Raw genomic sequence first — 12,309 nt, 5'->3', positions numbered from 1 at the left:
ATAAACTCTAGTTTTATTATTTTGATTAATTTTTAGGAGTATTTTCATATCCCGGATTCCATCCTTTATATGGGAAACCATTAAAACCAATTATACAGTATTATTTAAAGCTAAATTATCCCATAAAAAAAACTCCCATTCCGATTTTTTAGAATCTAAATGAGAGTTTTTTATGGTTCAAAAAAATTATTTTATGGCAAGAGCATTATCGATTAAGAAAATGAGGTTGCCTCGATGTGCCCGTGTACTTTCGTCTATGGAAGTTGCTGTAAGCAGCATTGATTTAATTTTTTTCAATGTTTGTCTTGCGGCAGCTTTCGAAATATCATCATAAGAGTTTCTGGAAGAATTTATATCCGAAATTTCTACAGCTTGTTTAACAAAATAAGTTTGAAGGTATTGTCTTTGCATATTCACTTTTCCAACTAAATCAGCTTTGAATATTCCGCTAACTAAATCATTCATAACCTCTGCTACTGAATACGTATTGCCGTACAGACTTGTATTAGAAATTCGTTGCAATGTTGTAGGGTGGAGAATGTGTGAAAGCGCTCCATCAGTTTGCATTGATAGATAGATACCACCCAATTTTGGATCTTCTGTAGAAGAGAAAAATCCAAATCCACGTCTTTGCAATTGTAAATACGGATATAAAGAAGCATCAGCGTCAAATGCATTTGGTGCAAATGCATATTTATTCAATACTTCAATAGCTCTTTTTTGCTCAGCTTCAGATACAGGGGTGAATGGTTTTTCAGTTGTATTTTGGCCTACATAACTTCGGTCAACATACACTCCGCCAACATAGCGGCTTACCACAGCAATCATGTTTCTTCTTTGCCCATTTAGCATACTATATCGTGAACGCATTTCTGCATAATTCTGTCCAGTTTTACTATATTTTACTTTAAGTTTAGGCATTACAGTGTTGACTAATTTAAATCGGCCTTCGGCATATCCTATTGCATCACTACTTAAGTCTTCAACCATTACATGTGGATCAATCGCCTTTCCAGATGCTCTCATATCATCGGCATCATTACCAAAAGCAAGACCCGGTTCAGTACTTCTGCTAAGAATTTTATTTAACTCATTGTCTTCCAGTTTTTCATCGAATTCTTTGTATCCATATTCAATGGCCCAAAGATCGTATGGTCCAGGTTTTGTTGTAAAATAGTTTCCTTGTTTTGTTCTATCCAATGAAAGATTAATAGTAGGATAATCCATTACTGAACCAATTAAACCAATTTTTTCTGTAATAGATGTATCATTAAGTTCAGAAGGACTTAACATTTGACTCGCTTTCATATTGTGATTTAGTCCCAAAGTATGACCCATTTCATGTAAGATCAAATAATATAAAAATTCTTTATGAACTTTTAAAATAGTTTTTGGATCTTCATCATAAGCTTCTGCTATAGTTGCACCAGTCAAAAACTGACTTTTTAGTTCGCTTGCCATGGTACAAAGGTGCCCATCTGAATGGAAATAGGTGTTGAGATTATTTTGATTTTGAATGCTTTTCGCCGAAAATAATTCATCATATATTGGAGATCTGCTTCCTGAACTCCATTCCACTGTAATATCAGAACCTAAAATTTGTCCTGTTCGTGGATTGGCAAAACTTGGGCCAATTGCACCATAATTTGGATTAGCAGAAGCAACCCAACGGATAACGTTATAACGCACATCTCCTGCATCCCAATCAACAGAGTCTGGTTGTATTTTCATTACAACAGCATTTTTGAAACCTGCTTTTTCAAAAGCTTGATTCCAACGATTACCTGCCTCAACAATAGTTTGACGATATTCAACGGGAGTTGTGTTCTCAACCCACCAAACAATGGGTTCTACAGGTTCACTGATAGCTGCCGTAGGATCCTTTTTTGTCAAATACCATCGATTGATAATGTCTTTATAAGGTGTTGGTTTTATACTGGTTTGGTCGTTAATAGTTTGTCCAAAATATCCAATACGAGGGTCATCCTGTCTGGATTTGAAATTATTTTCAGGAATTTCTAAAAACGTATGTTGCATACGTACACGAACATATCGTGCATCAGTAATGTCATTTCCACCGCCATTTAAAGGTGCTGGATTATCATAAGCCAAATCTACAACTACATCAGTATTATTAGGAAAAGATCGGATGCTGTGGTATTTTGACTTAGCTGAATTGAAATTACCCAGGTTGAAAATTGCTCCAGGAGGTATTCCTGGTGGCATCGTAGGTTTTACTGGATCTAATTTTTCACTCAAGAAAAGTCCATCAGCAACAATTAAGAAACCAGTACTGTCTTGTGCTACAATTTTCTCAGCCAGAAAAATTGCTTCCGAAATATCAGTACCCGCAGTTTTACTAACAGCATTTGTTTTGTCGTAATAAAAAGCGGTGTTTACTAATCCAAATTCAATTTTGTCATTGGCTTTCTTTATGTTGAAAACACTTGTTGCACGATGCATACTTTGATTTAAAAACAAAGCCGTTGGTCCATTCATGGAATAGCTTTGATAAATAAATTCCTTATCCAGTTGGTTTTTCTTAATGTAAAGTTGCATGTTTCCAGTAACGGTATCCTGATACATGGTAAACAAGCCTTCAATTTTTTTAGCGCTTTTTATTTTATCATTTATAGAAACGGTAGCAGTTTTTTTCTTCTTAATGCTATCAGATTTTGCAGCTGCAATCTCTTTTTTGTTTCTCTTCTTACGATTGTTTTTTTCTTGAGCGAATGTAGAACTTGTAATAAATAAAAGCACTAAAGAAAGAAGCAGTGTGGATTTCAATTTAGTCATAGTATTTGAGTTTAATGAAAAATGATAGGAATCACGTCTGATTTTTTGAAAATCCTTACGAAAATAGAATAAAATTTTGATATTAGTTGCATGTTTTTTAATTAGAATAAATTTTAAAAACAAAAAAACCCCAATCTTTCGATTGAGGTTTCTATATAAGTAAGTAATCTAAATTGAGTTTATAAAACGTTTATTTTACTTTGTTAAGTATTGCTTTGAAAGCATCTGGGTGATTCATTGCTAAATCGGCAAGAACTTTACGGTTCAATTCGATATTGTTAGCTTTTAATTTCCCGATGAATTGAGAATAAGACATTCCTTCCAATCTAGCTCCAGCGTTGATACGTTGAATCCATAAAGCACGGAAATTTCTTTTATTCACTTTTCTGTCACGGTAAGCGTAGCACATTGCTTTCTCTACCGCATTCTTAGCAACTGTCCAAACGTTTTTACGTCTACCAAAGAAACCTTTGGCTTGCTTCATTATTTTTTTTCTTCTTGCTCTTTTAGCAACTGAATTTACCGATCTTGGCATAATTTTACTGTTTTTTTGTAGCAGGCGGCTTGAATTTAATCAAAAGCACTTAATGGCCATACTCCAAGGTTATTTGAAATTGTTTTAACCTAAAGATTATTTAGTCAAAAGTTTTTAAAGTCTAATGTCGAAAGTCTTTAAGACCTTTGACTTTGAAACTTTAAGACTTAATTAAATAATTCTTAATTGTTGTTTGATGCTTTTCATATCTGTTTTGTGAACTAGCGCTGAATGTGTCAAAGCTAATTTACGTTTTTTAGACTTTTTAGTCAAGATGTGACTTTTAAAAGCATGCTTTCTTTTAATCTTTCCAGAACCAGTAACTTTGAAACGTTTCTTGGCGCTAGATTTGGTTTTCATTTTAGGCATTTTTTCCTAGTGTTTTAATTTATTCTTACTTACTTATCTTCTTTAGTCAGAAAGTTTTTAAAGTCTTAAAGTCAAAAGTATTCAACTTTTGACTTTAAGACTTTTGACTTTAAGACTTATTTCTTTTTCTTAGGGGCAATGAACATTATCATTCTCTTTCCTTCTAGAACTGGCATCGCTTCCACTTTACCAAATTCTTCAAGATCTGTAGCTAATCTTAATAATAAGATTTGCCCTTGATCTTTATAGATAATCGAACGTCCTTTAAAGAAAACAAATGCTTTCAATTTCGCACCTTCTTTCAAGAACTTCTCAGCATTCTTTCTCTTAAATTCGTAATCATGCTCATCTGTTTGAGGTCCAAAACGAATTTCCTTAACGACTACTTGTGTAGATTTCGCTTTTAGGATTTTATCACGTTTCTTTTGCTCGTAAACAAATTTCTTATAATCCATGATTTTACAAACCGGTGGATCTGCATTTGGTGAAATCTCAACTAAATCCAATTCAAATTGGTCAGCTAATCTTAAAGCTTCCGAAAGTTTAAAAACTCCAGGTTCAATATTTTCACCTACAAGTCTTACTTCTTGTACACCACGAATAAGGCTGTTTATTCTGTGGGCATCTTTTTTTTCTACGCGAGGTTGGTAACCTCTGTTGCTTCTTATTGCTATGACTTTATAATTTAAGTTAAACTGTAAATACTTTTAATGTTTTATTGATCTCTTCGTTTACAATAGCAGCAAATTCTTCTATTGTAACGCTGATATTTCCTTTTCCTTCCTGTCCATGACGACGGATAGAAATAGTCCCATTTTTCTCTTCTTCCTCACCTACAATCAACATAAATGGGGTTTTTTGCATTTCTGCATCCCTAATTTTCTTCCCGATTGTCTCGTTTCTATTGTCAATGAGGGCGCGAATTTCGTGATTTTCTAGCAAATCTAAAACTTTTTTCGCATATATTTCATATTTCTCGCTCAAAGACAATATTATAGCTTGTTCAGGCATCAGCCAAAGAGGGAAATTTCCTGCTGTATGTTCTAATAAAATAGCGATAAATCGTTCCATTGAACCAAAAGGTGCTCTGTGAATCATTACTGGTCTATGCAATTCGTTATCAGATCCTTTGTAGGTTAAATCAAAACGTTCTGGAAGGTTGTAATCAACCTGAATCGTTCCTAATTGCCATTGTCTTCCCAAGGCATCTTTTACCATGAAATCCAATTTTGGACCATAGAAAGCTGCTTCGCCATATTCTACTACAGTATTTAGACCTTTGTCGGCTGCAGCGTTAATAATTGCATTTTCCGCTTTTTCCCAGTTTTCATCAGTACCTATATACTTATCTCTGTTTTCTTTATCTCTCAGTGAAATCTGAGCGGTAAAGTTTTCGAATCCTAATGAACCAAATACATAAAGTACCAAGTCAATTACTTTCTTAAACTCTTCGTCTAGTTGTTCAGGAGTGCAAAAAATGTGCGCGTCATCCTGAGTAAACCCTCTTACACGAGTTAAACCGTGTAATTCTCCACTTTGTTCGTATCTGTAAACAGTACCAAATTCAGCATAACGCTTTGGTAAATCTTTGTATGACCAAGGACGTACATTGTATATTTCGCAGTGATGAGGACAGTTCATAGGTTTTAATAAAAACTCTTCGCCTTCAGCTGGAGTGCTTATAGGTTGGAAACTATCGGCGCCATATTTTGCATAATGTCCTGAAGTTACATACAATTCTTTTTGACCAATATGTGGTGTAACCACTTGCTCGTATCCACCTTTTTTCTGTGCTTTTTTCAAAAACTGTTCTAGTCTGTCTCTTAAAGCGGCTCCTTTAGGCAACCATAATGGTAAACCTGCGCCTACCTTTTGAGAAAAAGCAAAAAGTTCAAGTTCTTTTCCTAGTTTTCTATGGTCACGACGTTTTGCTTCTTCCAGTAATTCTAAGTATTCCGTTAAATCCTTTTGTTTAGGGAATGAAGTTCCATAAACACGAGTCAGTTGTTTGTTTTTCTCGTCACCACGCCAGTATGCTCCTGCAACGCTCATTATTTTCATCGCTTTGATTATTCCAGTATTTGGAATATGCCCACCACGACATAAATCAGTAAACGTATCGTGATCACAAAACGTAATTGTTCCGTCCTCAAGATTGCTAATAAGCTCTGTTTTGTAAACGTTGTCCTTATATAGTTCTAAAGCTTCAGCTTTAGAAACGGGACGTAGTTTGAATTCATGCTTACCTCTAGAAATTTCAAGAACACGATCTTCAATTTTTTTAAAGTCAGCATCAGTGATTTTTTGGTCTTCAAAATCTACATCGTAATAAAAGCCATTAGAGATTGCTGGTCCAAGAGTTAATTTTATACCAGGAAACATTTCCTCAAGAACTTGTGCCATTACGTGTGAAGTAGAATGCCAAAAAGCTTTTTTTCCGCCTTCGTCATTCCAAGTATATAATATAAGACTGCCGTCCGTCGTCAAAGGAGTTGTTGTTTCCACAGTTGTACCATCAAAAGAAGCCGAAATAACATTTCTGGCAAATCCTTCACTAATGCTCTTGGCTACATCCATAGGAGTAATCCCAGGAGCAAACTCTTTAACTGACCCATCGGGCAAAGTAATCTTAATCATCATTTATTATTTTAAGAATGCAAATATAGACCATTACAAAAATACATACAATATATATATAAGGTTTGTTATCATAAATAGGTCTAAAAACTAAAAGAAGAGTTATTATAGCATATGAGTTTAGTAGGAGTGTTATAATTAGGAGCTGTTTCCCGCTATTCGTTGTAATCTTTTCTCTCGTAAAGAAACGAGAGAAAAGGATTTTCACTGCTATCGGGGCTAGGAGAGTGGTTTTGGTTAGTCGTATCCTGCTTAAATCATCCGAAATAGGGAGTAATTAGGGGTGTTAATTAAAAAAGTGAATAAAGATTATGGGTACGTATATATTGTATAGTCTTGATAAAAGGAGAATCTGGTGTGTTTTTTGATTTTTCTTTTGAATAGTATAAAAAACTTTACTATTCAAGAATCATGTTTTCAGCGAGTTAAAGATTGGGTTAAGAAAACATGAAAAAAAGGTTTAAAAAAGCTTGTAAAAGCGAATAAAGGTGCTACTTTTGCACCCGCAATGACGCAGACGTTCTTTAGAAGACTGACAAGTAAACTGGATTGAGAGAGGGAATTTATTTTCAAAAAAAGATTCAGAAAAGCTTGTGAGATTAGAAAGAGCTTATTACATTTGCACCCCGCAAAACGCGCAAAGTTCCTTGACAAGCTGATAAGAAAACGGTAGTAAAACGGAGATAAAAATTTCCAAAAAAAAACTTCAAAATTTTCTTGCCAGTTAAAAAAGAAGTTGTACTTTTGCACCCGCTTCGAGAAACACTTTAAGTAGTGTTAACGAAGGGAAAAACAAAGAAGAACACGTTCCTAGACATATTGAATTGACAGCCGTTTTGAAAGAGATTTCAAAACAAAAGAATGAGAGTAATAGAATCGAGAGATTTGAAAAAACCACTAGAATTTAGTCGAATAAACAAAGAGAGAAGATTTATCTGATCTCACACAATATACGATGAAGAGTTTGATCCTGGCTCAGGATGAACGCTAGCGGCAGGCTTAACACATGCAAGTCGAGGGGTATAGTTCTTCGGAACTAGAGACCGGCGCACGGGTGCGTAACGCGTATGCAATCTACCTTTCACAGAGGGATAGCCCAGAGAAATTTGGATTAATACCTCATAGTATTATAGAGTGGCATCACTTTATAATTAAAGTCACAACGGTGAAAGATGAGCATGCGTCCCATTAGCTAGTTGGTAAGGTAACGGCTTACCAAGGCAACGATGGGTAGGGGTCCTGAGAGGGAGATCCCCCACACTGGTACTGAGACACGGACCAGACTCCTACGGGAGGCAGCAGTGAGGAATATTGGACAATGGGCGCAAGCCTGATCCAGCCATGCCGCGTGCAGGATGACGGTCCTATGGATTGTAAACTGCTTTTGTACAGGAAGAAACAGTTCTACGTGTAGAACCTTGACGGTACTGTAAGAATAAGGATCGGCTAACTCCGTGCCAGCAGCCGCGGTAATACGGAGGATCCAAGCGTTATCCGGAATCATTGGGTTTAAAGGGTCCGTAGGCGGTTTAGTAAGTCAGTGGTGAAAGCCCATCGCTCAACGGTGGAACGGCCATTGATACTGCTAAACTTGAATTATTAGGAAGTAACTAGAATATGTAGTGTAGCGGTGAAATGCTTAGAGATTACATGGAATACCAATTGCGAAGGCAGGTTACTACTAATGGATTGACGCTGATGGACGAAAGCGTGGGTAGCGAACAGGATTAGATACCCTGGTAGTCCACGCCGTAAACGATGGATACTAGCTGTTGGAAGCAATTTCAGTGGCTAAGCGAAAGTGATAAGTATCCCACCTGGGGAGTACGTTCGCAAGAATGAAACTCAAAGGAATTGACGGGGGCCCGCACAAGCGGTGGAGCATGTGGTTTAATTCGATGATACGCGAGGAACCTTACCAAGGCTTAAATGTAGATTGACCGGTTTGGAAACAGACTTTTCGCAAGACAATTTACAAGGTGCTGCATGGTTGTCGTCAGCTCGTGCCGTGAGGTGTCAGGTTAAGTCCTATAACGAGCGCAACCCCTGTTGTTAGTTGCCAGCGAGTCATGTCGGGAACTCTAACGAGACTGCCAGTGCAAACTGAGAGGAAGGTGGGGATGACGTCAAATCATCACGGCCCTTACGCCTTGGGCTACACACGTGCTACAATGGCCGGTACAGAGAGCAGCCACTGGGTGACCAGGAGCGAATCTATAAAACCGGTCACAGTTCGGATCGGAGTCTGCAACTCGACTCCGTGAAGCTGGAATCGCTAGTAATCGGATATCAGCCATGATCCGGTGAATACGTTCCCGGGCCTTGTACACACCGCCCGTCAAGCCATGGAAGCTGGGGGTGCCTGAAGTCGGTGACCGCAAGGAGCTGCCTAGGGTAAAACTGGTAACTAGGGCTAAGTCGTAACAAGGTAGCCGTACCGGAAGGTGCGGCTGGAACACCTCCTTTCTAGAGCTTTAGTGTTAGCTATATGCACGCTAAAGAAAGAAGACGAAAGTTCAAGTTGGAAGCAAACCCCAACGTTTTATTACTCTTGCTGTTAGTTCAAATAATACCATTTAAGAATAAGAGTGTCTCGTAGCTCAGCTGGTTAGAGTACTACACTGATAATGTAGGGGTCGACAGTTCGAGTCTGTCCGAGACAACTATTTTAGACTTAAATAAAAGAAGAAATTCTAGAGTTGAGGAGTTATGAAATATAAATTCATAATTCATAATTCACAATTCATAATTAGATTGGGGGATTAGCTCAGCTGGCTAGAGCGCCTGCCTTGCACGCAGGAGGTCAACGGTTCGACTCCGTTATTCTCCACTATTCGAGTGAATAGTAAAGAGTAAAAAGTAATTAGTCAAAAACTAATCACTAATTACTAAGGGCTAATCACTAGAAAAAAGTTCATTGACATATTGAGATAAGAAAATAATAAAAAGTAGAAAGCATTTTTACTTGTTTATCATTAGACAAGTAAAGAAACGGTCTCGTTTTAATTAACGAGATTGGTACAATAAGCAAAATAAGGGCGTATGGGGGATGCCTTGGCTCTCAGAGGCGATGAAAGGCGTGATAAGCTGCGAAAAGTTACGGGGATTGGCACACACGATACGATCCGTAAATACCTGAATGGGGCAACCCACTATGTTGAAGACATAGTACACCGATAGGTGGGCAAACCCGCTGAACTGAAACATCTAAGTAGGCGGAGGAGAAGAAAACAAAAGTGATTCCGTAAGTAGTGGCGAGCGAACGCGGATTAGCCCAAACCAATGTTGTTACGGCAATGTTGGGGTTGTAGGACCACGTTATTTGTTGCGGATAGAATTAGAATCTACTGGAAAGTAGAGCCAAAGAAGGTGATAGCCCTGTATAAGTAATAGAAGATAACGATAGTGGTATCCTGAGTAGGGCGGGGCACGTGAAACCCTGTCTGAATTTGGCGGGACCATCCGCTAAGGCTAAATACTCCTGAGAGACCGATAGTGAACCAGTACCGTGAGGGAAAGGTGAAAAGAACCGTGAATAACGGAGTGAAATAGATCCTGAAACCATACGCTTACAAGCGGTCGGAGCCCTTTAGTGGGGTGACGGCGTGCCTTTTGCATAATGAGCCTACGAGTTAACGTTGCTGGCAAGGATAAGTGGTTAAGCCACGGATCCGTAGCGAAAGCGAGTCTGAATAGGGCGCTTTAGTCAGTAGTGTTAGACGCGAAACCGTGTGATCTACCCATGGGCAGGATGAAGCGCTGGTAACACAGTGTGGAGGTCCGAACCGGTTGACGTTGAAAAGTCTTCGGATGACCTGTGGGTAGGGGTGAAAGGCCAATCAAACTCGGAAATAGCTCGTACTCCCCGAAATGCATTTAGGTGCAGCGTTATGCGTAAAGTTATATAGAGGTAGAGCTACTGATTGGATGCGGGGGCTTCACCGCCTACCAATTCCTGACAAACTCCGAATGCTATATAATGTTTCATAACAGTGAGGGCTTGGGTGCTAAGGTCCAAGTCCGAGAGGGAAAGAACCCAGACCATCAGCTAAGGTCCCCAAATATATGTTAAGTTGAAAGAACGAGGTTTGTCTGCCCAGACAGCTAGGATGTTGGCTTGGAAGCAGCCATTCATTTAAAGAGTGCGTAACAGCTCACTAGTCGAGCGGACGAGCATGGATAATAATCGGGCATAAACATATTACCGAAGCTATGGATTTGTAATTTATTACAAGTGGTAGGGGAGCATTCTAACAGGGTAGAAGGTGTGTCGTAAGGCATGCTGGACTGGTTAGAAAAGAAAATGTAGGCATAAGTAACGATAATGCGGGCGAGAAACCCGCACACCGAAAGACTAAGGTTTCCACAGCTATGCTAATCAGCTGTGGGTTAGTCGGGACCTAAGGCGAACCCGAAAGGGACAGTCGATGGACAACGGGTTAATATTCCCGTACTAGTTATTACTGTGATGGGGTGACGGAGTGATGAAAGCGCCGCGAACTGACGGAATAGTTCGTTGAAGTACCTACCTATAAGCTGCGCAGGCAAATCCACGCGGCTTGGGGAAATACGATAGTACTCGGAGTCTTCGGACAAAGAGATAGTGCGCCTAAGGGCTTCCAAGAAAAACCTCTAAACTTCAGGTAATAAGTACCCGTACCGCAAACCGACACAGGTAGTCGAGGAGAGAATCCTAAGGTGCTCGAGAGATTCATGGCTAAGGAATTAGGCAAAATAGACCCGTAACTTCGGGAGAAGGGTCGCCAGCAGCAATGCTGGCCGCAGTGAAGAGGTCCAGGCGACTGTTTATCAAAAACACAGGGCTCTGCAAAATCGTAAGATGAAGTATAGGGCCTGACACCTGCCCGGTGCTGGAAGGTTAAGAGGAGATGTTATCTTCGGAGAAGCATTGAATTGAAGCCCCAGTAAACGGCGGCCGTAACTATAACGGTCCTAAGGTAGCGAAATTCCTTGTCGGGTAAGTTCCGACCTGCACGAATGGTGTAACGATCTGGACACTGTCTCAGCCATGAGCTCGGTGAAATTGTAGTAGCGGTGAAGATGCCGCTTACCCGCAGTGGGACGAAAAGACCCTGTGCACCTTTACTATAGCTTAGTATTGACCTTGGATAAATGATGTGTAGGATAGGTTGGAGACTGTGAAGTGGCGTCGCTAGGCGTTGTGGAGTCATTGTTGAAATACAACCCTTTGTTTATCTGAGGCCTAACCCCGCTTTGCGGGGGACATTGCTTGGTGGGTAGTTTGACTGGGGTGGTCGCCTCCAAAAGAGTAACGGAGGCTTCTAAAGGTTCCCTCAGTACGCTTGGTAACCGTGCGTAGAGTGCAATGGCATAAGGGAGCTTGACTGAGAGACATACAGGTCGATCAGGTACGAAAGTAGAGCATAGTGATCCGGTGGTTCCGCATGGAAGGGCCATCGCTCAAAGGATAAAAGGTACGCCGGGGATAACAGGCTGATCTCCCCCAAGAGCTCATATCGACGGGGGGGTTTGGCACCTCGATGTCGGCTCGTCACATCCTGGGGCTGGAGAAGGTCCCAAGGGTTGGGCTGTTCGCCCATTAAAGTGGCACGCGAGCTGGGTTCAGAACGTCGTGAGACAGTTCGGTCTCTATCTACTGTGGGCGCAAGAAATTTGAGTGGATCTGATTCTAGTACGAGAGGACCGAATTGGACAAACCTCTAGTGTATCTGTTGTCACGCCAGTGGCATCGCAGAGTAGCTACGTTTGGAAGGGATAAGCGCTGAAAGCATATAAGCGCGAAACCCACCACAAGATGAGATTTCTTTTAAGGGTCGTGGGAGATGACCACGTTGATAGGCTATAGATGTAAAGGCAGTAATGTCATAGTCGAGTAGTACTAATAACCCGTAAGCTTATGTACGCTTTTCTCCCGTCTTTCGGGACGGGAGAAGAAACTTTCTAATACTTTTTATTTTCTTTATCTCAGT

At 39.8% G+C, this 12,309-nt stretch carries 5 protein-coding genes, 2 tRNA genes and 2 rRNA genes; 4 read left to right on the top strand and 5 right to left on the bottom strand.

Going from position 1 to position 12,309, the window contains the following annotated elements; translation table 11 throughout:
* Positions 1 to 186: 186 nt before the first annotated feature.
* The 5 genes from CLV00_RS15435 to thrS form a co-directional block, all read right to left on the bottom strand.
* A complete protein-coding gene (locus CLV00_RS15435; protein WP_099716009.1) occupies positions 187 to 2,796 on the bottom strand; it encodes a zinc-dependent metalloprotease in 2,610 nt (869 codons plus the stop codon).
* A 190-nt stretch (positions 2,797 to 2,986) separates the two neighbouring features.
* Positions 2,987 to 3,331, bottom strand: a complete 345-nt coding sequence (rplT, locus tag CLV00_RS15430; RefSeq protein ID WP_099716008.1) for a 50S ribosomal protein L20 — start codon at positions 3,329 to 3,331, stop codon at positions 2,987 to 2,989.
* Between the two features lie 171 nt (positions 3,332 to 3,502).
* Positions 3,503 to 3,700: a 50S ribosomal protein L35 gene (rpmI, locus tag CLV00_RS15425; RefSeq protein WP_022827375.1), complete on the bottom strand. Its 198-nt coding sequence runs from the start codon at positions 3,698 to 3,700 to the stop codon at positions 3,503 to 3,505.
* A gap of 116 nt (positions 3,701 to 3,816) precedes the next feature.
* On the bottom strand, positions 3,817 to 4,374 hold the full coding sequence (infC, locus tag CLV00_RS15420; protein WP_369800971.1) for a translation initiation factor IF-3: 558 nt from the start codon (positions 4,372 to 4,374) through the stop codon (positions 3,817 to 3,819).
* Positions 4,375 to 4,390: 16 nt separating this feature from the next.
* Complete coding sequence (thrS, locus tag CLV00_RS15415) at positions 4,391 to 6,337, bottom strand: threonine--tRNA ligase (protein WP_099716006.1); 1,947 nt, start codon at positions 6,335 to 6,337, stop codon at positions 4,391 to 4,393.
* Between the two features lie 952 nt (positions 6,338 to 7,289).
* Here thrS and CLV00_RS15410 point away from each other — a divergent pair.
* The 4 genes from CLV00_RS15410 to CLV00_RS15395 all read left to right on the top strand — a co-directional run bounded on the left by CLV00_RS15410 (position 7,290) and on the right by CLV00_RS15395 (position 12,242).
* Positions 7,290 to 8,803, top strand: a 16S ribosomal RNA gene (locus CLV00_RS15410).
* 123 nt (positions 8,804 to 8,926) lie between these two features.
* Positions 8,927 to 9,000, top strand: a tRNA-Ile gene (locus CLV00_RS15405).
* A gap of 93 nt (positions 9,001 to 9,093) precedes the next feature.
* Positions 9,094 to 9,167, top strand: a tRNA-Ala gene (locus tag CLV00_RS15400).
* 191 nt (positions 9,168 to 9,358) lie between these two features.
* A 23S ribosomal RNA gene (locus CLV00_RS15395) occupies positions 9,359 to 12,242 on the top strand.
* Together the 16S and 23S rRNA genes with 2 tRNA genes alongside form the textbook arrangement of a ribosomal RNA operon.
* Positions 12,243 to 12,309: the final 67 nt, after the last annotated feature.

Origin of the sequence: Flavobacterium sp. 11 (genome assembly GCF_002754315.1) — a bacterium.
Classification (GTDB): Bacteria; Bacteroidota; Bacteroidia; order Flavobacteriales; family Flavobacteriaceae; genus Flavobacterium; species Flavobacterium algoritolerans.
Note: the sequence above shows the minus strand (reverse complement) of the source record. Positions and strands in the feature narration are given on the sequence as shown.